Genomic DNA, 22,081 nt, shown 5'->3' with positions numbered 1-22,081 from the left:
GCGGCAACGGCGCGGACCTGGAGGCGGTGATGGACGAGGGCGATCGGGCCGCGAGCCTGGCCGGCGGCCGGCTGACCATCGACCTGGACGCCGTGGTGGCGAACCTGCGCCACGTGGAAGCCGCGACGGCGCCGGCCCGGGTGGCGGCGGTGGTCAAGGCCGACGCCTATGGCCTGGGCGCCGGGCCGGTGGCGGCGGCGCTGGCCGGAGCGGGCTGCCGCGACTTCTTCGTTGCCGACCTGGCCGAGGCGCTGGACCTGCGGCCCCACGTGGGCGGGCAGGCCTCCATCCATGTGCTGCACGGCCTGTGGCCCGGGACCGAGGCGCTGGCCCTGGAGGCCGGGGTCACGCCGGTGCTGAATTCCCTAGCCCAGGTGCGGGCCTGGGCGGAGCTGGCGCGGACCGAGGGGCGGCGCCTGCCGGCCGTGCTGCAGCTGGACAGCGGCATGTCGCGGCTGGGTCTCAGCGATGACGATGTGGCGGCGCTGGCGGCCGAGCCGCAGGGTCTTGAGGCCCTCGACGTAAATTACGTGATGAGCCACCTGGCGAGCGCAGATCAGCCGGGCGAGGACGTCAACGCCGCGCAGCGGGCCAGCTTCGAGCGGCTCGCGGCCCTGTTGCCGGCGCGGCCGCGCACCCTGGCCAATTCGGCGGCGGCGCTCGGCGACCCGCTGACGCACGGCGACCTGGTGCGGGCGGGGCTGGCGCTCTACGGCGTGGCGCCCGGCCCCGGCCCCGCGGCGGGCTTGCGGCCGGTGGTGTCGCTGTCGGCGCGGGTGATCCAGGTGCGGACGCTGCCGGCGGGGACCGGGGTCGGATATGGCCTCACCTACACCACGCGCGGGACCGAGCGGATCGCCACGGTGGGCGTCGGCTACGCCGACGGCTGGCCGCGGGCGCTGAGCAACCGCGGGGCGGCGTGGTTCGGCGGCGTGCGGTTGCCGATCGTGGGTCAGGTTTCCATGGACAGCATGATGGTGGACGTTTCGGCCCTGGCGCCGGACGCCCTTGGCGCGGGCGAGGCGGTGGAGCTGATCGGGCCGCACCAGTCGGTGGCGGACGTGGCGGCGCTGGCCGGGACGATCCCGTACGAGATCCTCACGCGGCTGGGCCGTCGCTATGCGCGGCGGTACGTGGGCGGGGCTTCGGCGCAGGGAATGCGGGCATGAGGGTTCTGATCCTCGGCGCGGGCGTGGTCGGGGTGACCAGCGCCTGGTACGCCGCGCAGGCGGGCCACGACGTGACGGTGGTCGACCGCCAGCCGGGCGCGGGGCTGGAGACCAGCTTCGCCAACGCGGGTGAGATCTCGCCGGGCTACGCCTCGCCCTGGGCCGGGCCGGGCATCCCGCAGAAGGCGGTGCGGTGGCTGTTCATGCGGCACGCGCCGCTGATCCTCAGGCCGCAGGCGGACCTGGAGACGGTGAGCTGGCTGCTCGCGCTGCTGCGCAACTGCACGTCGGACCGCTACGCGCTCAACAAGTCGCGCATGGTGCGGCTGGCCGAGTACAGCCGCGACGAGCTGGCGGCGCTGCGCGAGGCGGTGGGGATCGCGTACGATGCGCGCATGCAGGGCACCCTGCAGCTGTTCCGCAAGGCCGCCCAGCTGGACGGGATCGCCAAGGATGTGGAGGTGCTGCGCCAGTACGGCGTGCCGTTCGAGGTGCTGGACCGGGCGGGATGCGAGCGGGCCGAGCCGGGGTTGCGCCAGAGCGCCTCGCCCATTGCCGGCGGCCTGCGCCTGCCCAACGACGAGACGGGCGACTGCTTCAAGTTCACCCAGGCCCTGGCGAAGCTGTGCGCGGCGCAGAGCGTGCGGTTCCTGCACGAGACCGAGGTCCAGCGGCTGCGGGCCGACGCGGGCGGGGTGCAGGCGGTGGTGACGGACAAGGGCGAGCTCACGGCCGACGCCTATGTGGTGGCGATGGGAAGCTGGTCGGCGCGGATCGTCCGGCCCCTGGGCCTGCGGCTGCCGGTCTATCCGGTGAAGGGCTATTCGATCACCGCGCCGATCGTGGCGGCGGACCGCGCGCCGGAATCCACCCTGCTGGACGAGACCTACAAGATCGCGATCACCCGGCTGGGCGAGCGGATCCGGGTGGGCGGCATGGCCGAGATCTCGGGGTACCAAGCGAGGCTGGAGCCGCGGCGGCGGCGGACGCTGGAGTATTCGCTCGAGAGCCTGTTCCCCGGCGCCGGCGACGTGGGCCAGGCGACGTTCTGGGCGGGGCTGCGGCCGATGACGCCGGACGGGACGCCCGTGATCGGGGCGACGCCGGTCCCGGGCCTGTTCCTGAACACCGGCCACGGGACCCTGGGTTGGACCATGGCCTGCGGCTCGGGCCGGGTGCTGGCCGACCTGTTGTCGGGCCGGCCGGCGCAGATCGAGACGGCCGACCTCGCGATCGGCCGCTACCGCCGCTAGAGGCTGGTTGGGACTGGGCGATTCTTGGCGTCTCCTCACCCGGAGGGGGAGGGGGACCGCCCGGAGGGCGGTGGAGGGGGAACGCCCCGTCCGCCGAGCCTGTGGCGAGACCCCCTCCACCATGCTGCGCATGGTCCCCCTCCCCCTACGGGTGAGGAGAAGGAGCTAGGGGGCCGTCTCGCCAGGTTGCCCGCGGCCGCTAGGCGATCACCGCGTAGGGGCGGGGGTAGGCTTCGCCGCGGCTGAGGAACACGAGGCCCACCACGCAGCGGACGCCGTACCAGATGGCCGCGCCGCCCATGATCAGCCAGGCCACGCCCATGATCGGGAAGCCGATCAGGATCACGGCGAGCAGGGCGCCCACGCCGAACAGCACGCCGCCGGCGATCATCAGGCCGAGGCCGATCCAGAAGGTGCGGATCAGGAAGGTGTAGTGGCTTTCCATCGTCGGCCCCGCGGCCGCGCGCTGGGAATAGGCGATGATCAGGCCAATGATGGCCGTGATCCCGGTGACGAAGGCCAGCAGGTAGAGCGCGTAGCAGACCGCCGGCATCGTCTTGTCTTCGTTCGCCGCGTAGCCCACGTCGTCGGTCATCGTCTCTATTCGTCTCCGGCCCGGAAGCGGGCCCCCAAGAGATGGACCCGGAACGGCGTCACGAAAAGACGTGGCGTTGTTACAAATTGCTCACCCGCGGCCGACGGTGATGTCCACGCCGGCGGCGACGGCGTCGGGCGCCAGGGCCAGGGGCTTTTCCACCCGGACGCGGGCGCGGGTGACGCGGGGGTCGGCGAGGCAGCGGTCCGCCAACCGGTGGGCGAAGGTCTCCACCAGGTGGATATGGCCGCCGGCCGCCACCTCCTGCGCCGCCTGCAGGATGGCCTCGTAGTTGAAGGTGTCGGCCAGGCGGTCCGAGGCGTCGGTGGGCACGTCCAGCTCCACGTCGACGATCAGGGGCTGCACGCGGCCGATCTCGTGGCGGTAGACGCCGATCTCGGCCTGGACCTTCACGCCGGTGACGAAGACTTTCGAGCTGATGAGAGTGGTCTCCGTCATGCGAGGTGCTGGCCCGAGTCGGCGGCGATCATCTGACCGGTGACCGAGCGGGCGTCGATCAGGTAGCGCAGGGCCGCGCCGATCTCGGCGGGCGGGACGGGCTGGCGAAGCAGGGTGGCCTCGGCCTCGGCCCGGAAGGCCGCTTCGTCCTGGTGGATCGAGGGCAGGGTGGGCCCCGGGCCGATGCCGTTGACGCGGATCCGTGGGGCCAGGTCCTGGGCGAGCATCCGGGTGGCGTCCCACAGGGCGGCCTTGGACAGGGTGTAGGAGAAGAACTCGGGGCCCGGGCGCAGCACGCGCTGGTCGAGGATGTTGACGATCAGGCCCTCACGGTCGGCCGGCAGGCGGCGGGCGAAGACCTGGGCCAGGACCAGGGGCGCGCGCAGGTTGGTCTCCATGTGGAGGTCCCACGAGGCGCGGTTCATGTCGGAGAAGGCGTCCTGTTCGAAGACGGACGCGGAGTTCACCAGCAGGGTGACAGGGCCCAGCTCGGCCTCGGCCTCGCCGACCAGGGCGACGGTGGCGCTTTCCTTGCGCAGATCGCAGGAGAGGATGGTGGCCTTGCGGCCGTGGCTGCGCACCTCGCCGGCGGCGGCCTCGGCGTCGTCGTCGCCCTCACCGCGGACGTGGATGGCGACGTCGTAGCCGGCCTGCGCAGCCGTGGCCGCCAGCACGCGGCCGATCCGCCGCGCGCCGCCCGTCACCAGTGCTGCGCCGCGGCCGGCCATCGGGCGGCTCCTATCAGTCGAAGCGGCCGAACTCGAACCGGTTCAGCGCGGCCATCACCGCGAGGAAGACGAGGATCATGTAGATGCCGCTCATGGGGCCTCCAAAACGCTGTGGCCCGGCTTTAGCGAGGCGCACTTCGGCGGGCAAGCCGCGTCGCACGCCTGTTGCGGTTTCCGGGCAAGTTCCCCAGGTGTCATGTGCGTCGGGGCTTTCCACCTGAACGCCGATCACTAAAATGATTGTTTGAAGGCGGGGGCCCTGTGGTCCTAAGCCGCTAACGACAAAGGTCGCCAGGAGGACGTCTATGCGCGAGTACCTCAAGTTCTACATCGATGGGGCGTGGGTCGATCCCGCCGAGGGCCTCAAGACGCTGGACGTCGAGAACCCGGCGACCGAAGAGGTCGTGGGCAAGATCGCCCTGGGCTCGGCGGCCGACGTGGACAAGGCCTGCAAGGCCGCCCGCAAGGCCTTCGAGACCTGGTCGCAGACCAGCCGCGAAGAGCGCATCGAGGTGCTGGGCCGGATCATGGCCGAGTACCAGAAGCGCTTCGGCGACCTGGCCACCGCGGTGACCGAGGAAATGGGCGCCCCGGCCAGCCTGGCCCAGCGCGCCCAGGTGCCGATCGGCATGGGCCACCTGAACACCGCCATCGAGGTGCTGAAGACCTTCAAGTTCGAGGAAGACCGCGGCCCGACGATGATCGTCAAGGAGCCGATCGGCGTCTGCGGGTTCATCACCCCGTGGAACTGGCCGCTGAACCAGATCGTCTGCAAGGTGGCCCCGGCCATCGCCACGGGCTGCACCATGGTGCTGAAGCCGTCGGAAGTGGCGCCGTTCTCGGGCCAGATCTTCGCCGAGATCATGCATGCGGCCGGCGTGCCGGCCGGCGTGTTCAACATGGTGCAGGGCGACGGGCCCACCGTGGGCGCGGCGATCTCGAGCCATCCGGAAGTGGACATGGTCTCGTTCACCGGCTCCACCCGCGCCGGCATCGAAGTGGCCAAGGCGGCGGCCCCGACCGTCAAGCGCGTGGCCCAGGAGCTGGGCGGCAAGAGCCCGAACATCGTCCTGGACGACGACGCCTTCGCCAAGGGCGTCGGCCGCGGCGTGGCCACCATGATGACCAACTCGGGCCAGTCCTGTAACGCCCCCACCCGGATGCTCGTCCCGTCGAAGCGCATGGACGAGGCGATCGCCGTGGCCCGCGAGACGGCGGCCGGCATCACCGTCGGCGACCCGAACGGCAACAGCCAGCTGGGCCCGGTGGTCAACAAGACCCAGTTCGACAAGATCCAGAAGCTGATCCAGGCCGGCATCGACGAGGGCGCGACCCTGGTCATCGGCGGCACGGGCCGGCCCGAGGGACTGGACAAGGGCTACTATGTGAAGCCCACCGTCTTCGCCAACGTCACCAACGAGATGACCATCGCCAAGGAAGAGATCTTCGGCCCCGTGCTGTCGATCCTGGGCTACGAGACGGTCGACCAGGCCATCCAGATCGGGAACGACACCGAGTACGGCTTGGCCGCCTACGTCCAGGCGGGCGACCTGGAGAAGGCCCGCAAGGTGGCGTCCAAGCTGCGCGCCGGCCAGGTGTCGATCAACGGCGGCGGCGGCGACCTGATGGCGCCGTTCGGCGGCTACAAGATGAGCGGCAACGGGCGTGAGTGGGGCGACTTCGCCTTCCACGAGTTCCTGGAGACCAAGGCCGTGCTGGGCTACGCGCCGAAGCAGGCCGCGGAGTAGTTGCGACGGTCCCTCCCCGGTGGGGGAGGGACCGCTGTCGTTCATTTGTCGCGCCTGGGGCGCGTCGGGCTAGGTCTTTATCGCGGCCTTTACCGCCTCGGGGCGGATGGGCAGGTCGCGGACGCGAGCGCCGGCGGCGCGGAAGATGGCGTTGCCGATGGCGGGACCGACGACGGTGGTCGCAGGCTCGCCCAGGCCCACGGGCGCCTCGGTGCTGGCGATGAACTCCACCTCCACGTCGGGCACATCGGCCATCCGCAGCGGCGTGTAGCCGTCGAGGTTGGTGTCGCGCGGCTGGCCGTTCTCGAACGCCGAGCCTTCGAACAGCGCCAAACTGAGGCCCCAGAGGGCCGCGCCTTCCATCTGGGCCAGGGCGCCGTCGGGATCGACGATGGTCCCGGCGTCGGCCACCAGGGTCAGCTTCTCCACCTTCACCGCGCCTGAGGGGGGATCCACGGCCACGCGGGCGGCGCACGCCACCCAGGTGGGCATGCCGCGCTCCTGGCCGAAGGTGGTGGCGAGGCCGAGGCCTGTGTTCTTCGGTAGCAGCTTGCCCCAGCCGGCCTTCTCGGCGACCCGCCGCAGGACGGCGGCCTGGCGCCTGGCGCCACCGACGGCGTTGGGGGCGGACCCCGCGTTGCGGCCCGTGGCGTCGAGCATCCGCAGCCGGAAGGCCAGAGGATCGACCCCGGCCTTCAGCGCCGCCTCGTCCATGAAGCTTTCGACGGCCCAGTTGGTCCAGCCTGGGCCCACCGAGCGCAGCCAGCCCGGCCGCATGGTCCGGCCCGCGAGGTCGTTGGAGATCGCCCGCACCCGCTGGGCGCCGACATTGTACCAGTGATCGGCGCCGCTGATGGCGAAGGGGTCGTAGGGACGGCCGTTGGCGCCCTTGGGCATGAAGAACGGCGCCATGGCCTCGGTGGGCCAGCCTGCGCAGGCATGGTGCTCCATGGCCGTCACGCGGCCGCCCTCGCCGAACGCCATGCGCAGCGTCTGGACCGAGGGCGAGCGCGGACTGTCGAAGCGGGTGTCGTCGGCGCGGGTGAGGACCATCTTCACCGGCTTGCCGCCGAGGGCCTTGGAGGCCAGGGCCGCCCCGACCGCGTAGTCGCCGTTGAGGCGCCGTCCGAAGCCGCCGCCCAGCATGTAGGTGCGCAGGACGATGGTCTCTTCCTTGCGGCCCAGGGCCTTGGCAAGCCACGGCAGCACCAGCGACTGCCACTGGTTGCCGGTGTGGATCTCGAACATCCCGTCCTTCTCGAAGGCCAGGGCGTTCACCGGCTCCATCTGGAAGTGCAGGGCGGTGGCGGTGGTGTAGCTCTGCTCCAGGGTCGAGGCCGCGGCGGCGAAGGCCGCATCGACGCCAGGGTTCTCCACGACCTGGGACCCGGTCGCCTTGTCGGCGATCAGGGCGCGGGCGCGGGCCTGGAGGTCGGCCTCGGAGACCTTGTCGGTGTCGCCGGCCTTCCAGGCGACCTTCAGCGCCTCGACCGCGCGGTCGGCGGCCACGAAGCTGTCGGCATAGACCATCACCCAGCCGGGGACCGTGCCGGACGGATCGTCCAGGGCGATGGCGCGGATGTAGCCGGGGACCTTCTTGGCCTCGGTCTCGTCGATCGAGACCACCGTCGAGCCGTAGCGCGTGGGCGGCAGCTTGGGCCGCGCGTAGACCATCCCCGGAACCCTGGCGTCGAGGCCGTAGCGGGCCTGTCCATTGGTCTTGGCCGGGATGTCGCGGGCCTGGCCCGGCTTGCCGATGAGGCGGCGCTCGGACGCCGGCTTGAGCGGCAGCTTGGCGAGCTCGTCGGCAGTGAAGGTGCGGCTGAGGTCGCCCTTGGCGACGATCTCGCCGTAGGAGACGGACTTGCCGTCGGCGGTCACCGCGCCGTTCCGCGCCACGCAGTCGGCGGGTTTCACGCCCAACAGCTGGGCCCCGGCGCCGATCAGGGCGATGCGGCCCGCCGCGCCGGCCTGGCTGTAGAGCGGATAGCTCTGCCACACCGACCAGCTGCCGCCGGTGACCATCAGGCCCCACTTAGGGGCGGAGTCCACGTGGTCGATGCGGACCTTGGACCAGTCGGCCTCCAGTTCGTCGGCGACGATGCGGGCGATGGCGGTCCCCACATGCTGGCCCATCTCCGCGCGGATGATGTGGACGGTGACCACGCCGTCGTGGTCGATGCCGTACCAGATGGTGGGGGCGAAACCGTCGGCCGCCTGGGCGGCCCGCTGGCCGAGGGCGAAGAGCGCGCCGGTCGCCGAGACGGTGACCAGGAAGCCGCGGCGCGAGGCGTCGGGAAGGATCGCATTCATGCGGCGACTCCCTTGGCGGCGGCGGCCTTGATGGCCTTCTTGATGCGGATGTAGGCCATGCAGCGGCACAGGTTGCCGTTCATCCCGGCCTCGATCTCGGCGTCGGTGGGCCGCGGGGTCGCCTTCAGCAGGGCGGCGGCCTGCATGATCTGGCCGGACTGGCAGTAGCCGCACTGGGGCGCCTGGGCGTCGATCCAGGCCTGCTGGAGCGGATGCTGGCCCTTGGGATCCAGGCCTTCGATGGTGGTGACGGCCCGGCCGGCGACGGCGCCGACCGGGGTGATGCAGGACCGGACCGCCTCGCCGTCCACATGCACGGTGCAGGCGCCGCACTGGCCGATGCCGCAGCCGAACTTCGTGCCGGTGAGGCCCGCCTCGTCGCGGATGGCCCAGAGCAGGGGCGCATCATCCGGCGTCTGGACCGAGACCTCGCGGCCATTCAATCGGAAGCTGGTCATGCCCGCCCTCCTCGCGCGTATGGCAGGGCTTAGCGGACGCCAACTGCGGCGTCGCCGCAAGCGCGATCTAGTCCCGGGGCTCCTGCTCGCGGCGGCGGGCGCTGACGGACAAGACCAGGATGCCCAGGAGGGCCGAGGCGAGCGAGCCCAGCACCACGCCGGCCCGCACCTGGGCCTGGTGGACCGCATCGCCCCCGGCGAAGGCCAGGCCGCCGACGAAGAGGCTCATGGTGAAGCCCACGCCGCAGAGGGCCGATACGCCGTAGAGTTCGATCCACTTGGCGCCGGTGGGGCGGCGCGCCCACTTCAGGCCGATGGCGAGGGCGGCGGCGCCGAAGACGCCGATCTGCTTCCCGAAGAAGAGCGCCGCGGCGACGCCCAGGCCCACGGCGCCCAGGACCTGCGCGCCGGCCTCGCCCGTCAGCCGGAACCCGGCCGCCACGAAGGCGAAGGCCGGCAGGATCAGGAAGGCGACGTAGGGGTGCAGCGCCTCGAGGGTTTCGGTGAGCACGGGGCGTCCGCCCGGCCGCTTGGGCTCCAGCGGCAGGCAGAAGGCCGCCGCGATTCCGGCGAGTGAGGTGTTCACCCCAGACTTCAGCGTGAAGCCCCAAAGGAGCAGGCCGCCGACCGCCCAGAAGGAGTAGGGCGCGGCCCGCCAGCGGGACATGGCCGCCAGCACCGCCAGCGTCACCGCCGCGCCCGCCAGCATGGGGAACTGCAGGCCGGTGGTGAACAGGAGGGCGATCAGGACCACGACGACCAGGTGGCCGGCGATGGCGAGGGTGAGCAGGAAGGTGCGCAGGGTCGGCGGCAGCCGCGGGCCCGCTGCCGCCAGGGCCGCGAGCGCCAGGGCCATGTCCGTGCCGGCCGCGACGGGCCACCCCTGCAGAGGGCTGCCGGACAGGCCGGCGACAGCGAGGTAGATCAGGGCCGGGACGAGGACGCCGCCGGCCGCCGCCAGGACCGGCAGGGCCAGCCGCCGCGGGTTGGAGAGCTCGCCGCGCAGGATCTCGTGCTTGATCTCCAGTCCCACGACGAAAAAGAACACCGGCATGAGGGCGGTCGTCACCCAGCCGGCCACGCTCATCTCCTCGGCGAAGGGGCCGAAGCGGACGGGGACGGGGTATTGGGTCAGGGCCTGGTAGGCGCCGGCCCAGGGCGAGTTGGCCCAGATGACGGCGGCCAGGGCGGCCGCCGCGAGCAGGGCGCCGGAGCCGGTCTCGGTCTTCAGGAACTCCAGCGTGGACCGGGTCGACATGCCGCCTGGGTAACAAGCCGCCCCGCGCCGCTCTAGCGAAATCGGGCGACGGCTTTAAGGTGCCGGCCAAACAAACCGGATGTTCGAGGAAACGCCATGAGACTCGCCAAGCCCCGCGTAGAGCCGCTGCGCGACGACCAGCTCACCCCCGAGCAGGCCGAAGCGCTGGAGCCGGTGCGCAACGGGACCCTGGGCGTGCTGAACATCTTCCGGACCCTGGCGCATGCGCCCAAGGCGCTGAAGCGGTTCAACGACTGGGGCGGCTATGTGCTCTCGCGGCGCAACGACCTGCCGGCGCGCGAGCGGGAGATCGTGATCCTGCGCGTGGGATACCTCTGCAAGTCGGGCTACGAGTTCACCCAGCACACGCGGATCGGCCTGCAATCGGGCCTGACCGAGGCCGAGATCGAGGCCATCAAGCGCGGGGCGGAGGCGGGCTGGAGCGCGGCCGACGCGGCGCTGATCCGGGCGGTCGACGAGCTGCATCGGGACCACTTCATCGGCGACGCGACCTGGGCGGAGCTCGGCAGGCACTTCACGCAGAAGCAGTGCATGGACGTGGTGTTCACCACCGGCCAGTACACCCAGGTCTCGATGATCCTGAACACCTTCGGGGTGCAACTGGACGAGGGCCAGACCCTCGATCCCGAACTGAAGGGCTACTGAGGTGGCGGGCCGCCTGGAGGGCAAGGCCGCCGTGGTCGTGGGCGCGGGCCAGTCGCCCGGCGAGACGCTGGGCAACGGCCGGGCCATGGCGCTGCTGTTCGCCCAGGAGGGGGCCCGCGTGCTGTGCGTCGACCGCGTGGCCGAGCGGGCCCAGGAAACCGCGGCCATGATCGACGAGGCGGGTGGCGAGGCCTACGCCCTGCAGGCCGACGTGACTCGCGCGGCAGAGGCGGCGGCCATCGTGGCGGAGGCCCTGGCGCGGCTGGGGCGGCTGGACATCCTGGTCAACAACGTCGGCATCGGCGGCGGCGACCGGCCGGTCCACAAGATCGAGGAGGCGGCCTTCGACCGCATCCTGTCGGTGAACCTCAAGGGCATGTGGCTGGTGACCAAGGCGGCGCTCGGCGCGATGCGGGCCCAGGGCGGCGGGGCCATCGTCAACATCTCGTCCCTGGCCGCGCGGGCCGGCGGGATCCAGGTGGCGTACGAGGTCTCCAAGGCGGCGGTGAACCGGCTGACCACTTCCACCGCGCAGAGCCAGGCCCGCTACGGCATCCGCTGCAACGCCGTGCAGCCGGGCCTGATCGACACGCCCATGGCGGTGGCCGGGATCGCCGGCGCGAGCGGGCGCAGCCAGGCAGAGGTGCGCGCCGAGCGCGACGCGCGGGTGCCGCTGGGCGGCAGGATGGGCACCGCCTGGGATACCGCACACGCCGCCCTGTTCCTGGCGTCGGACGAAGCGAAGTTCATCACCGGAGCCATCCTGCCGGTCGACGGCGGCATGGGCGTTCGGATCGGCTAACCCGATTGTTATTGGCCTCGCCGGCCTAGCTCCCTATCAAGGGGGCCATGTCTGCACAGCGAGCCGTCAAGAAGCGCGTTTCCGCGCTCCAGGACTTCCTGCGCCAGGAGGCGGCCGGCGGCTATGTCCTGATGGCGGCCGCCGCCCTCGCGCTGATCGTGGCCAACTCTCCGCTGGCGCCCGCCTACTTCGGCGCGCTCGACACGAAGCTCGGCTTCGAACTGGGGCCGATCGCGCTGCACGAGACGGTCCTGCACTGGATCAACGACGGCCTGATGGCCCTGTTCTTCCTGCTGGTCGGGCTGGAGATCAAACGCGAGGTACTGGACGGGGAGCTGTCGCGCCCGTCGCGGGTCGTGTTGCCGGGCCTGGCGGCGGTGGGCGGCGTGGCAGTCCCGGCGCTGATTTATGTGGCGTTCAACACGGGCGATCCCGAGGCGATGCGCGGCTGGGCGATCCCGGCGGCCACCGACATCGCCTTTGCCCTGGGCGTCCTGGCCCTGGCCGGCGACCGGGTGCCGGCCTCGCTGAAGATCTTCCTGACCGCCCTGGCGGTGCTGGACGACCTCGCGGCGATCGTGATCATCGCGATCTTCTACACCGCCGAGCTGCACATGGCGGCCCTGGCCGGCGCAGGCGGCGCCCTGGCGCTCCTGATCCTGTTCAACCGGCTACGGGTGCGGGCGCTCTGGCCCTATCTGGCGGTGGGCCTGGGCCTGTGGTGGTTCGTGCTGGAGTCGGGCGTGCATGCGACCCTGGCCGGCGTCGCCTTGGCCATGACCATCCCCCTGAAGCGGACGCCCGCCGCGCCGGATTCCCATGCCACCTCGCCGCTGCACCGGCTGGAGCACCTGCTGCACAAGCCGGTCGCTTTCCTGGTGATCCCGATCTTCGGTTTCGCCAACGCCGGCCTGGCGCTGGGGGAACTCACGCTGCGGCACTTCACCGACAGCATCCCGCTGGGGATTGGCCTGGGGCTCTTCCTCGGCAAGCAGCTGGGCGTGTTCCTGACCTCGATGCTGATCATCCGGCTGGGTTGGGCCGACATGCCCCGCAACGCTTCGGTGGGGCAGCTCTACGGCGTCTCGGTGGTCTGCGGCATCGGCTTCACCATGAGCCTGTTCGTCGGCAACCTGGCCTTCACCTCGCCTGAACTGCTGGCCGAAACCAAGGCCGGCGTCTTCACCGGCTCGCTCGCCTCGGCGCTGCTGGGCCTGTTCCTGCTGAGGATCTTCGGCCCCGACACCAAGGGCGAGCCGTCGCCCGGTCGCCGGGCGGAGGGGAACGGGGCCTGAGGGCTCGGCGTTAGGCCCGTCTCGAAACCGAGCGGAGCTGCCTGATGAACAGCATCATCTATCTCGTCGGCCTGGTGGTGGTCGTCCTGGCCGTGCTGGGCTTCCTCGGAATCCGCTAGCGCACGGGAGGGCAGCACGGCTAGCTGCCCGGATGCCCGTATCTCCCGTCTATCGCCCCGACCCGCAGTTCCCGGCCCTAGGCCGCGAGTTCGCCGATCCCGTGGCGGCGGCGGATTTCCCCGCGGCGATCCTGCGCTACCGCAATGACCAGGCGGCGGCGACCGTGGGGCTCAATACCCTGAGCGACGATGAGTGGGTGGCCCATTTCGGACGCTTCCGCCCGCTGCCGGGCAACATCGACCCGCCGATCGCCCAACGCTACCACGGCCACCAGTTCCGCGTTTACAACCCCGACCTCGGCGACGGCCGCGGCTTCCTGTTCGCGCAGCTGCGCGAGGCGGGGACGGACCGGCTGCTCGACCTCGGAACCAAGGGCTCGGGCCAGACGCCGTGGTCGCGGCAGGGCGACGGGCGCCTCACGCTGAAGGGCGGCGTGCGGGAGGTGCTGGCGACAGCCATGCTGGAGGCGCTGGGCGTTCCCACGTCGCGGTCGTTCTCCTTGGTCGAGACCGGCGAGGCGCTGCAACGGGGCGACGAGCCCAGCCCCACCCGTTCTGCGGTCTTGGTGCGGCTGTCGCACAGCCACGTGCGCTTCGGCACCTTCCAGCGGCATGCGTACTTCGAGGCCAAGGACCGGGTCGGGGCCCTCGTGGACCACGTGGTGGGCCTCTACTACCCGGAGCTCGAGGGCGCGAACGACCGGCCGGCGGCCCTGCTGGAGGCGGTGTGCGGCCGGGCAGCGCGGCTGACGGCGCGCTGGATGGCCGCGGGCTTCGTCCACGGCGTGATGAACACCGACAACATGAACGTCACCGGCGAGAGCTTCGACTATGGGCCCTACCGGTTCCTGCCCAAGTCGGACCCGAACTTCACGGCGGCCTACTTCGACCACAGTGGCCTCTACAGCTTCGGCCGCCAGCCGGAGGCGGTGTTCTGGAACCTGCAGCAACTCGCCGGCTGCCTCAGCCTGGTGACCGGCAGCGACGCCCTGGTGGACGCGCTGAATGGGTTCGGCCCGGCCTACCGGCGCGAGTTGATGGCGGCGATGCTGGCGCGCCTGGGCGTGGCGCCGCAGGGCGACGAGGCGGATGCGGCGCTGGTCCAGGCGGCGTTCGGCGCCATGGCCGAAGGCGGCGAGCAGTTGCGGTGGGAGCCCTTCTTCTTCGACTGGTTCGGTGGCCGCGAGGACCGGGCGCTGAAGGGGCCGCGGGCCGATCTCTACGCGGGGTCGGACTTCGCCGAGTTCCGCCAGCGGCTCGGCGCCTATGCGGCGGACCGGCCGGAGCGGCTGGACCATCCCTATTTCGCCGGGCCGGAGCCGGAGGAACTGCTGATCGACGAGATCGAGGCGATCTGGGCCGATATCGACCGGCGCGACGACTGGAGCGCCCTCCACGCCAAGCTCGCCCGGATCGAGACGGCGCGGGTCGCGTGGGACCTCAGCCCGGCCGCCTCCGCGACGCCCACTGCGCCAGGACAACGCCCCCCAGGGTGATCGCGGCGCCCAGCCCCTGGAGCGGGCCTATGGCCTCGGCGAACAGGATCCAGCCGAGGATCGCCGCCACGACGGGCTGGACCAGGACCACCACCGAGGCGGTGGAGGTTGGCAGGCGGCCCATGGCCCAGGCGATGGCGCCCTGGCCGGAGACGTGCATCAGCCCCAGGCCGCAGACGGCAGCCCAGCCGGCGGCGGTGGCCGGCGCCAGGCGCTCGCCCAGCAGCAGGGCGGCGACGAGCAGGAGGGGGGCGCCGGCCACGCCCGCCCAGAACATCATCCGGCTGGCGGCCTCGGTCCGGCGCCCCTCGGCCATGGAGAGGAAGTAGAGCGCGTACCAGAACGCCGTCGCCACGGAGAGGGCATCGCCCAGCGTCTGGTTGCGCAGGACGCCGCCGCCCTTGGCATAGGCCATCAGGGACGCCCCACCGACCGCCGCCGCCACCGCGACCAGGAACAGGGCCCGGGGCGTCTGGCGCAGGAAGATCCAGGCGAAGGCCGTGACCACCACCGGCGTCAGATTGGTCAGCACCGTGGCGTTGGCGACCGAGGTGTACTGGATGCCGTAGTGCCAGAAGCCCAGATCCAGGGCGAAGAACAGGCCGGCCCACAGCGCCATCGGCGGCGGGCGGCCGATCGCCCCGGCGGCCCGCCGGGTCATCAGCGCCAGCAGCGGCATGGCGAACATCAGCCGCCAGAAGCCTGTCGCCGCGGGGCCGGCGTCGGACATCCGCACCAGGATCGCCGCGAGGCCGATGATGGAGGCGCCGGCGAGGAGGGCGGCCAGCGCCAGCCACCGCGGCTCGGACGGCTGTTCGGCGGCGGCCTCAGTCAAACCCCAGCTCCCTTCGCAGCGTGGCGGGGCTCATACCCCGGTCGCGCAGGGACCGCAGCGTCTCGGCCCGGTCGCGCTTGGCGAAGCGCTTGCCGTCGGGGCCGGTCAGCAGGGCGTGGTGTCGGTAGAGCGGCGTCGGCAGGCCCAGCAAGGCCTGCAGCAGGCGCTGGACGTGGGTAGCCTCGAACAGGTCCCGGCCGCGGATCACGTGGGTGATCCCCTGCAGGGCGTCGTCGACGGTGACCGCCAGGTGGTAGGCCACGCCCACGTCCTTGCGCGCCAGGACCACGTCGCCACCCAGTTCAGGCCGGGCCTGGATCACGCCCTCGCCCTCCTCGGTGAAGGCCAGGTCGCCGAAGCCGCCGAGCTTCCGGGCCGCCGCGTCCAGCGACAGGCGCCAGGCGAACGGTTCACCGGCGGTCAGGCGGCGCATCTCTTCGGCCAGGGGCAAGGGGCGGCCGCGGAACACCTCCATCGCCCCGTGTGGCGCCGAGGCCATGGCTTCGGCCACCTCCCTACGCGTGCGGAAGCAGCGGTAGAGCAGGCCGTCGACCTCCAGCCGGGCGAGGGCGGCCTGGTAGTCGTCAAGGTGCTCGGACTGGCGCCGGACCGGCGTCTCCCAGGTCAGGCCCAGCCAGGCCAGGTCCTCGTAGATGCCCGTCTCGAACTGCGGCCGGCAGCGGGTGGCGTCGATGTCCTCGATGCGCAGGATGAAGCGCCCGCCGGCCGCGCGCGCGGCCTCGAAGGCGGTCAGGGCCGAGAAGGCGTGGCCGCGATGCAGATCGCCGGTGGGGGAGGGCGCGAAGCGGGTGATGAACACCCGCCAGGCTTTAGCAGGCGCCGTGCTTGGCCGTGAACAGGCCCATGTGGCTCAGGACCGCGTCGAGGAAGGCGCGCTCGCCGCCAAGCTCTTCCTTCAGGTGCTCGAACTGCTTGAAGCCGGCCATCTCGGCCAGGCCATGGGCGCCGCACCAGGCCGCGATGGTGGCCAGCTCCAGGTGGGTCTCGGCCCCGGGGTCGGCGCCGTGCTCGACCATGGTGTCGCGGACCATGCAGTAGGCGCTGTCGTTGTCGCCCTGGACGTCCAAGGGCAGGGCCTCCTTCTCGCGGACCATGTCGTACATCACGCGATAAAGGGCCGGGTTCTCCCGGGCGAAACAGACGTATGCGATGCCCAGACCCGTGAGCTGGTGAGGACCCGTATCTCGCGCCTTCGCCTCCGCCATCTGAGCGTTGAGCGTTTCCCAGCCCTCGTGGGCGACGGCGTCCAGCAGCTCGGACTTGTCCTTGAAGTGGTGATAGGGGGCCGCCGGACTGACGCCGGCCTCGCGGGCGACGGCACGGAGCGAAAGCGCGCTGGGCCCCTCGGCCTCCAGCAATCTGCGGGCGGCGTCCACGAGGGCGCGGCGCAGGTCGCCATGGTGATAGGGGCGGGGTTCGGCGGTCTTCGCTTGGCTCATGCACCTTACCATAATTTCATATCTAAGCGCTGTACAGATATCTTGACGCCGATCAGATGCGGTCCTATCTGAGCGCTGTTCAAATAGAAAAGTCCCTCACTCCCCTGAGGGTTTCAAACTGAAAGGTGTGTGTCATGTCTCTCGCAAAGTTCGAACGCTTCTTCGACCGTGCGACCCCGGCGTTCCTCCTGTTCCTCGGCCTCACCGCGGCCGTCGCGACGGCGGGCCTGGGCGCCTGAGCCTCCCCGCTCAGAAACGTCGAAGCTGACGGAGGGGCCCCATCGAGGGCCCCTTTTTCGTGGGCATCCGACCGCAAGGCGCATCCGAACGCCGTGCACAAACGCATAACGGTCCGGTGAAATCGCTGATCTAGGCACTGTTCAGATCGTGCTAATTCATCGTCGTCCAAACGGACGGCCCCGCTCCCCCGGGGCTCCCTGGAACTGAAAAACTCAAGGTGTGTGTCATGACTCTCTCGCGCTTCGAACGCGGTTTCCACCGGATCGCCCCGGTCTTCCTGCTGGCCCTCGGCCTCTTCGCGGGCCTCTCGACGGCGGGCCTCGGGATCTGACGTCCCCGCCACGGCAGGACCGAGGAGAGGCCCGCGAGGGCCCCTTTTCGTTTGTCACGCCTGCCGACCAGCTATGCGAAATCGCATTCCTGATCGGCAAAATAAACGATCTAGGCAGCGTTTAGATCGTGCTATCTAATCACCGTCCAGATCGGACCGGGCCCGGGTAGCCGGGCCTGAAGCACAAAGAGAATGGAGATCTGAAATGTCGATCCTGATGAACCGGATGCTCGATGTGGTCGTGTCCTTCGCGGTGGTGGGCCTTACCCTGACCGTCGCCGGCGCAACCGCTGTCCTGGGCGCCTGATCCATGCAAGGCGCCTGAAGCCTCGCCCGCGGAACACCCGGGCGAGGCAGACCGCCGCGCCACGCTTCCCGTCGTAGAGTTGTCTCCGAATCGGGCCTATATTTTTCCCCTGCAACGTCGATTTCCGCAGTTGGGGGTGTGTCTTCAGTCCCACGTCGACCGTCATAGACGCCATCAGGCATCCCCGGAGGCCCTGCCATGCAGGTGCTTAAGGCCGCGCCTTCCGGATGGCCGTGTCTCGTCCTGAACGCAGACTTCCGGCCACTCTCCTACTATCCCCTGTCGCTCTGGCCGTGGCAGGAAGTGATCAAGGCGGTCTTCCTCGACCGCGTGGACGTGGTCTCCACCTACGACCAGGAAGTCCACTCCCCCTCCTTCGCGATGAAGCTGCCCAGCGTGGTCTCGCTCAAGAGCTACGTGGCCCAGGACCGGCCCCCGGCCTTCACCCGCTTCAACCTGTTCCTGCGCGACAGCTTCACCTGCCAATACTGCACCCGGGGCGAGGACCTGACCTTCGACCACGTGATCCCGCGCTCGCGCGGCGGGCGCACCACGTGGGAGAACATCGTCACCGCCTGCGCGCGCTGCAATTTGATGAAGGGCGGGCGCACGCCGCACGAGGCGCACATGCATCCGCGCCTGAAGCCCCGCCGCCCCTCGGCCTTCGAGCTGCAGGAGCGCGGCCGGCGCTTCCCGCCGCACCACCTGCACGAAAGCTGGCTGGACTACCTCTACTGGGACATCGAGCTGGAGGCCTAGCGGCCCCGCGTCGGGCTGGCGGTCAGACCGCGGCGGCGCGGCGCTGGCGCAGGCCCGCGCCCGCGAGGCCGAATCCCAGGATCAGCAGGGCCCAGGTCCCGGGCTCCGGCGTGCCGGAGGTCACGTCCGACTCGCGGAAGGCATAGTTCGTGTACCGGGAGCCGACGGCCCAGTCGTTCACATAGGCCGAGACGGGCCCGAAGACGCCGCCGCCATGGGCGCTGGAGGGACCGTAATAGAGCCCGAGGTGCTTGGCGCTGTAGTCCTGGGCGAAGATCCCGACCCCGATGCCGAGCACCGAGTACCAGGCCTGGCCGTCGATCTCGCTCGCGTTGTCGCCGGCCGTGGAGATGACGTAGTCCGCGGCTGTCCCGCCATAGAGCAGGGCGGCGGCTTCCTGGGCGGTGTAGGCGAGGGGGCCATGTTCTTCGGCATCGAGCCACGCGGGGCCGTCGTCGACCTCCCAGCTGCCGACGAACACCAGGGCCGCATCGGCCGAGGTCGCCGACAAGGCGATGCCCGCCGCCGCCAGCATCCCTGCCGCATACCTGACGATCATGACCCATCCCCCGCCCGCTCTACTGGAAGCGGAGATGTCCGCCAAACGCGGTTACCGAAGCGTTAAGCGCCTGCGCTGCTGGGTGTCCCCGCCTAGTGACCTGGCCTCCTACGCCCGTTTCAGACTCAGGAATAATGCAGCCTCCGTCACTCCGGTCGGCCCTCATGGGCCGTCGGTCTCCGCCGACCAGGCACAGCTCCGACGCGGGGAGCGCACTTCCACTTAGTCTTCGGCGCGTCGGGGGCGCTGAGAGCGCCGCCAGTTCAGCCGCTCGCTCCTCCGTCAATAAGGCCCGAGAGAAGCGTTGCGTTGGGGGCTGTTCTTCATCCACCACCCGCAGTTCCCCTTCCGTTCATCCCCCGCCCGGCCTAACCTCCGCACGGTGTCCGCCCTCCCGACTCAGCTGCAGCTCGCCCCGGCCCTCGTCGTCCTCCCCGGGCCTCGCTGCGCCGTCTGCACGCCCGCCGGGGACGCCCAACCCCTAAGACCCCCCGACGCCCGCGACCTCTTCGAATCCGCCCCGGTGCTCCTCGCCCACGCGGCCATGACCGCCCGGCGCCTGGGCCTGCACGCCCCGCCGCGCAGCCCGCGCATCTTCGACGCCCTCGAGCTCTTCGCCTTCGTCCGCCCGGCCCAGTTCACCGCCCCCTCCGCGGCGGGCCTCGCCCAGGCCCTGGGCCTGCCGGAGCCCAAGGGGCCGGAGCAACAGGCGGCCAGCCTGCAACAGGCGGTCCACGCCCTGCTCGCCGACCTCGCCGCCGCGCCCCAGCCCTCCCGCGAGGAGGCGCTGGCGGTGGCCGAGACCCTGGCGCGGGCCGGCTGGCCCTGGGGCTCGGCGGTGCTGGGCGCCCTGCGCTCGGCGCCGGCCGGCAACCAGTTCCGCTCGTCCGGCCTCGACGTCTGGATGCGCATCCCCGAGTGGGAGGCCGAGGCTCCGCCCGGCGAGCCGGGGTCCAAGCCCATCCTCGCCGCCGACGCCGCCGCGCGGCTGCGGTCCCTGCTGCAGAGCGCCGGCCTCGACGAGGCGCGCCCCGCCCAGGCCGACTACGCCGCCGAGGCCGCCCACGCCTTCCAGCCGCGCGACCGCGAGGGCGAGCCCAACATGATGCTGGCCGAGGCGGGCACCGGGGTCGGCAAGACCCTGGGCTACCTGGCGCCGGCCTCCCTGTGGGCCGAGGCCAACGGCCCCGCCGTGTGGGTCTCCACCTACACCCGCGCCCTCCAGCGCCAGATCGAGCGCGAGAGCCGGGCCATCTGGCCGGACGAGAAGGTGCGCCAGAAGAAGGCCGTGGTGCGCAAGGGGCGCGAGAACTACCTCTGCCTGCTGAACTTCCAGGAACAGGCCAACGCCGCCCAGCTCGGCGGGTCGGACCTGGTCGGCATGGCCCTGACCGCCCGCTGGGCGCGGGCCACCCGTGACGGCGACATGACCGGCGGCGACTTCCCCGCCTGGCTGCCCGGCCTGTTCGCCGTGCCGCCCGCGGCCCAGGCCAGCGCCGCCAACCTCGTCGACCGGCGCGGCGAATGCGTCCACGCCGGCTGCCAGCACTACCGCGCCTGCTTCGTGGAGAAGGCGATCCGCGGTTCGCGGCGGGCCGACATCGTCATCGCCAATCACGCCCTGGTCATGACCCAGGCGGCCTTCGACGGCGCCCGGGCCGCACGCGGCAGCAAGGGCGACACCGAGACCACCCAGCTTCGCCGCATCGTCTTCGACGAGGGCCACCACCTGTTCGACGCCGCCGACAGCGCCTTCTCCGCGGCCCTGTCCGGCGCCGAGGCGGCCGAGCTGCGCCGCTGGATCCGCGGCCCGGAAGGTCGTGGAAGACGTGGTCGCGGCCTGGAAGCCCGGCTGCTCGACATGCTGGGCGATCGGGAGGAGGCGCGGGCCGCCCTGGACGAGGCGATCCGCGGCGCGTCCGCCCTGCCGGGCGAGGGCTGGAGCGGCCGCATCGCCAGCCCCAATGGCGAGGTCAATCCGATCGGCCCGATCGAGCACTTCATCGTCGCGGTGCTGGAGCAGCTGCGCGCCCGGTCCCAGCCGTCGGAGGTGGGCATGGAATGCGCCGCCCGCCCGGCCCTGGACCTCGTCCGCGCCACCGCCCGGGACGCCGCCGTGGCCCTCTCTCGCCTGGAGGCGCCGCTCCTGGCCCTGGCCCGGGCCCTGGAGGACGTCATGGACCAGGAGGCCGAGACCCTGTCCGGCTCCGAGCGGGCGCGTATGGAAGGGGCTTTGAGGGGGCTGGATCGCCGCGCGCGCATGACCCTGCCGGCCTGGCGCTCCATGCTGCGCGCCATCGACGAGGACGCCGAGGACGACCCCGACTTCGTGGACTGGTTCGACGGCACGTTCCTCTATGGCCGCGTGGTCGACGCCGCCTGCCGCCGCCACTGGGTGGACCCGACCGAGCCCCTGACCAACGCGGTCATCGCCCCGGCCCACGGGGTGCTGGTCACCTCCGCCACCCTGGCCGACCCGACCCTGGACGATCCCTTCGCCCTGGCCGAGATGCGCACGGGCGCCGCGCGCCTGCCCGACCGGCCCAAGACGCTGAAGCTCAGCTCGCCCTTCGACTATGCCGCCAACGCCCGGGCCCTTGTGGTCACCGACGTCAGCAAGGACGACGCCCGCCAGGTGGCCGCCGCCATGCGCGAGCTGTTCCTGGCCGCCGGGGGCGGGGGCCTGGGCCTCTTCACGGCCATCCGGCGGCTGAAGGCGGTGCACGAGCGGATCGCCGCGCCCCTGGCCGACAAGGGCCTGGCCCTCTACGCCCAGCACGTGGACCCGCTGGAGGTCGGCGCCCTGGTCGACATCTTCCGCGCCGAGCAGGACGCCTGTCTCCTCGGCACCGATGCGGTGCGCGACGGGGTGGACGTGCCCGGCCGGTCCCTGCGCCTCTTGGTCTTCGACCGCATCCCCTGGCCGCGCCCGGACATCCTGCACAAGGCCCGTAGAGCCCGTTTCGGCAACAAGACCTACGACGACGCCATCGCCCGGGGCCGCATCGCCCAGGCCTTCGGCCGCCTGATCCGCCGGGCCGACGACCGCGGCGTCTTCGTCATGCTCGACGCCGCCGCCCCGACCCGCCTCTTCTCGGGGCTGCCGCCCGGCGTGGAACTGCAACGGGTGTCGCTCGTGGAGGCTATCGAACAGGTGGAGAGCTTCCTCAAGGCGAAGCCCGAGTAGGGGAACATTCACGGTTGCATTTCATCCTCCGCGCTCCGTCGGAG

Annotated in this window: 20 protein-coding genes; 9 read left to right on the top strand and 11 right to left on the bottom strand. The window is 71.2% G+C overall.

Annotated elements, in window-relative coordinates:
* Positions 1-29: 29 nt before the first annotated feature.
* Together alr and A2790_RS23795 are read left to right on the top strand one after the other, a co-directional pair.
* Positions 30-1,169: an alanine racemase gene (alr, locus tag A2790_RS23800; RefSeq protein ID WP_293397439.1), complete on the top strand. Its 1,140-nt coding sequence runs from the start codon at positions 30-32 to the stop codon at positions 1,167-1,169.
* Positions 1,166-2,422 carry a D-amino acid dehydrogenase gene (locus A2790_RS23795; RefSeq protein ID WP_293397436.1) on the top strand — a complete coding sequence of 419 codons (1,257 nt, stop codon included), beginning with the start codon at positions 1,166-1,168 and terminating at the stop codon, positions 2,420-2,422. Before alr ends, A2790_RS23795 begins: the two co-directional genes overlap by 4 nt.
* A gap of 199 nt (positions 2,423-2,621) precedes the next feature.
* Here the strand turns inward: A2790_RS23795 and A2790_RS23790 are convergent, their stop codons facing one another.
* The 4 genes from A2790_RS23790 to A2790_RS23775 form a co-directional block, all read right to left on the bottom strand.
* A complete protein-coding gene (locus A2790_RS23790; RefSeq protein WP_293397432.1) occupies positions 2,622-3,017 on the bottom strand; it encodes a hypothetical protein in 396 nt (131 codons plus the stop codon).
* Positions 3,018-3,107: 90 nt separating this feature from the next.
* A complete protein-coding gene (gene folB, locus A2790_RS23785; protein WP_293397429.1) occupies positions 3,108-3,476 on the bottom strand; it encodes a dihydroneopterin aldolase in 369 nt (122 codons plus the stop codon).
* Positions 3,473-4,204: an SDR family oxidoreductase gene (locus A2790_RS23780; protein WP_068876164.1), complete on the bottom strand. Its 732-nt coding sequence runs from the start codon at positions 4,202-4,204 to the stop codon at positions 3,473-3,475. The genes folB and A2790_RS23780 overlap by 4 nt, the downstream gene beginning before the upstream one ends.
* Before the next feature lie 13 nt (positions 4,205-4,217).
* Entirely contained in the window at positions 4,218-4,436 is a 219-nt protein-coding gene (locus A2790_RS23775; RefSeq protein ID WP_293397426.1) for a hypothetical protein, read from the bottom strand.
* 73 nt (positions 4,437-4,509) lie between these two features.
* Between A2790_RS23775 and A2790_RS23770 the strand changes: the two genes are divergently transcribed.
* Positions 4,510-5,952, top strand: a complete 1,443-nt coding sequence (locus A2790_RS23770) for an aldehyde dehydrogenase family protein (protein ID WP_068876163.1) — start codon at positions 4,510-4,512, stop codon at positions 5,950-5,952.
* A gap of 69 nt (positions 5,953-6,021) precedes the next feature.
* On the opposite strand, the gene A2790_RS23765 is transcribed toward A2790_RS23770, so the two are convergent.
* The 3 genes from A2790_RS23765 to nhaA (A2790_RS23755) all read right to left on the bottom strand — a co-directional run bounded on the left by A2790_RS23765 (position 6,022) and on the right by nhaA (A2790_RS23755) (position 9,981).
* Complete coding sequence (locus A2790_RS23765; protein WP_293397421.1) at positions 6,022-8,265, bottom strand: molybdopterin cofactor-binding domain-containing protein; 2,244 nt, start codon at positions 8,263-8,265, stop codon at positions 6,022-6,024.
* A complete protein-coding gene (locus A2790_RS23760) occupies positions 8,262-8,723 on the bottom strand; it encodes a (2Fe-2S)-binding protein (protein WP_293397418.1) in 462 nt (153 codons plus the stop codon). The genes A2790_RS23765 and A2790_RS23760 overlap by 4 nt, the downstream gene beginning before the upstream one ends.
* A 67-nt stretch (positions 8,724-8,790) precedes the next feature.
* Positions 8,791-9,981, bottom strand: coding sequence for a Na+/H+ antiporter NhaA (gene nhaA, locus A2790_RS23755; protein ID WP_293397415.1), 1,191 nt, complete (start codon positions 9,979-9,981; stop codon positions 8,791-8,793).
* 96 nt (positions 9,982-10,077) lie between these two features.
* Between nhaA (A2790_RS23755) and A2790_RS23750 the strand changes: the two genes are divergently transcribed.
* From A2790_RS23750 to A2790_RS23735, 4 genes are all read left to right on the top strand, one after another.
* Positions 10,078-10,647: a carboxymuconolactone decarboxylase family protein gene (locus A2790_RS23750; RefSeq protein ID WP_293397412.1), complete on the top strand. Its 570-nt coding sequence runs from the start codon at positions 10,078-10,080 to the stop codon at positions 10,645-10,647.
* A gap of 1 nt (position 10,648) precedes the next feature.
* Positions 10,649-11,449, top strand: a complete 801-nt coding sequence (locus tag A2790_RS23745) for an SDR family NAD(P)-dependent oxidoreductase (protein WP_293397410.1) — start codon at positions 10,649-10,651, stop codon at positions 11,447-11,449.
* A 47-nt stretch (positions 11,450-11,496) separates the two neighbouring features.
* Entirely contained in the window at positions 11,497-12,744 is a 1,248-nt protein-coding gene (gene nhaA / locus A2790_RS23740; RefSeq protein WP_293397407.1) for a Na+/H+ antiporter NhaA, read from the top strand.
* 151 nt (positions 12,745-12,895) lie between these two features.
* A complete protein-coding gene (locus tag A2790_RS23735; protein WP_293397404.1) occupies positions 12,896-14,359 on the top strand; it encodes a protein adenylyltransferase SelO in 1,464 nt (487 codons plus the stop codon).
* Here the strand turns inward: A2790_RS23735 and A2790_RS23730 are convergent.
* From A2790_RS23730 to A2790_RS23720, 3 genes are read right to left on the bottom strand one after another with little or no spacing between them, the layout of a single operon-like run.
* Positions 14,304-15,194, bottom strand: coding sequence for a DMT family transporter (locus tag A2790_RS23730; RefSeq protein ID WP_293397401.1), 891 nt, complete (start codon positions 15,192-15,194; stop codon positions 14,304-14,306). The two genes, A2790_RS23735 and A2790_RS23730, sit on opposite strands and share 56 nt — an antisense overlap.
* The gene (gene gluQRS / locus A2790_RS23725) at positions 15,187-16,014 is read right to left on the bottom strand and encodes a tRNA glutamyl-Q(34) synthetase GluQRS (RefSeq protein WP_293397398.1); all 828 of its coding nucleotides are present in this window, start codon (positions 16,012-16,014) and stop codon (positions 15,187-15,189) included. The genes A2790_RS23730 and gluQRS overlap by 8 nt, the downstream gene beginning before the upstream one ends.
* A 10-nt stretch (positions 16,015-16,024) precedes the next feature.
* Positions 16,025-16,654 carry a TetR/AcrR family transcriptional regulator gene (locus A2790_RS23720; RefSeq protein ID WP_293397395.1) on the bottom strand — a complete coding sequence of 210 codons (630 nt, stop codon included), beginning with the start codon at positions 16,652-16,654 and terminating at the stop codon, positions 16,025-16,027.
* 1,076 nt (positions 16,655-17,730) lie between these two features.
* Here A2790_RS23720 and A2790_RS23715 point away from each other — a divergent pair.
* Complete coding sequence (locus A2790_RS23715; protein ID WP_068876152.1) at positions 17,731-18,291, top strand: HNH endonuclease; 561 nt, start codon at positions 17,731-17,733, stop codon at positions 18,289-18,291.
* 22 nt (positions 18,292-18,313) lie between these two features.
* Here A2790_RS23715 and A2790_RS23710 read toward each other — a convergent pair whose 3' ends face one another.
* Positions 18,314-18,850, bottom strand: a complete 537-nt coding sequence (locus A2790_RS23710) for a PEPxxWA-CTERM sorting domain-containing protein (RefSeq protein WP_293397391.1) — start codon at positions 18,848-18,850, stop codon at positions 18,314-18,316.
* A 382-nt stretch (positions 18,851-19,232) separates the two neighbouring features.
* Here A2790_RS23710 and A2790_RS23705 point away from each other — a divergent pair, with 382 nt between their 5' ends.
* Positions 19,233-22,037, top strand: coding sequence for an ATP-dependent DNA helicase (locus A2790_RS23705; protein WP_293397860.1), 2,805 nt, complete (start codon positions 19,233-19,235; stop codon positions 22,035-22,037).
* The last annotated feature ends 44 nt before the right edge of the window (positions 22,038-22,081 follow it).

It is taken from the genome of Phenylobacterium sp. RIFCSPHIGHO2_01_FULL_69_31 (assembly GCF_001824475.1).
GTDB lineage: Bacteria > Pseudomonadota > Alphaproteobacteria > Caulobacterales > Caulobacteraceae > Phenylobacterium.
Note: the sequence above shows the minus strand (reverse complement) of the source record. Positions and strands in the feature narration are given on the sequence as shown.

Excerpts from the sequence above, each read along its gene's own strand:
- alr (WP_293397439.1), top strand. The coding sequence starts at position 30 with ATGGACGAGGGCGATCGGGCCGCGAGCCTGGCCGGCGGCCGGCTGACC.
- A2790_RS23795 (WP_293397436.1), top strand. The coding sequence starts at position 1,166 with ATGAGGGTTCTGATCCTCGGCGCGGGCGTGGTCGGGGTGACCAGCGCC.
- A2790_RS23790 (WP_293397432.1), bottom strand. The coding sequence starts at position 3,017 with ATGACCGACGACGTGGGCTACGCGGCGAACGAAGACAAGACGATGCCG.
- folB (WP_293397429.1), bottom strand. The coding sequence starts at position 3,476 with ATGACGGAGACCACTCTCATCAGCTCGAAAGTCTTCGTCACCGGCGTG.
- A2790_RS23780 (WP_068876164.1), bottom strand. The coding sequence starts at position 4,204 with ATGGCCGGCCGCGGCGCAGCACTGGTGACGGGCGGCGCGCGGCGGATC.
- A2790_RS23770 (WP_068876163.1), top strand. The coding sequence starts at position 4,510 with ATGCGCGAGTACCTCAAGTTCTACATCGATGGGGCGTGGGTCGATCCC.
- A2790_RS23765 (WP_293397421.1), bottom strand. The coding sequence starts at position 8,265 with ATGAATGCGATCCTTCCCGACGCCTCGCGCCGCGGCTTCCTGGTCACC.
- A2790_RS23760 (WP_293397418.1), bottom strand. The coding sequence starts at position 8,723 with ATGACCAGCTTCCGATTGAATGGCCGCGAGGTCTCGGTCCAGACGCCG.
- nhaA (WP_293397415.1), bottom strand. The coding sequence starts at position 9,981 with ATGTCGACCCGGTCCACGCTGGAGTTCCTGAAGACCGAGACCGGCTCC.
- A2790_RS23750 (WP_293397412.1), top strand. The coding sequence starts at position 10,078 with ATGAGACTCGCCAAGCCCCGCGTAGAGCCGCTGCGCGACGACCAGCTC.
- nhaA (WP_293397407.1), top strand. The coding sequence starts at position 11,497 with ATGTCTGCACAGCGAGCCGTCAAGAAGCGCGTTTCCGCGCTCCAGGAC.
- A2790_RS23735 (WP_293397404.1), top strand. The coding sequence starts at position 12,896 with ATGCCCGTATCTCCCGTCTATCGCCCCGACCCGCAGTTCCCGGCCCTA.
- A2790_RS23720 (WP_293397395.1), bottom strand. The coding sequence starts at position 16,654 with ATGAGCCAAGCGAAGACCGCCGAACCCCGCCCCTATCACCATGGCGAC.
- A2790_RS23715 (WP_068876152.1), top strand. The coding sequence starts at position 17,731 with ATGCAGGTGCTTAAGGCCGCGCCTTCCGGATGGCCGTGTCTCGTCCTG.
- A2790_RS23710 (WP_293397391.1), bottom strand. The coding sequence starts at position 18,850 with ATGATCGTCAGGTATGCGGCAGGGATGCTGGCGGCGGCGGGCATCGCC.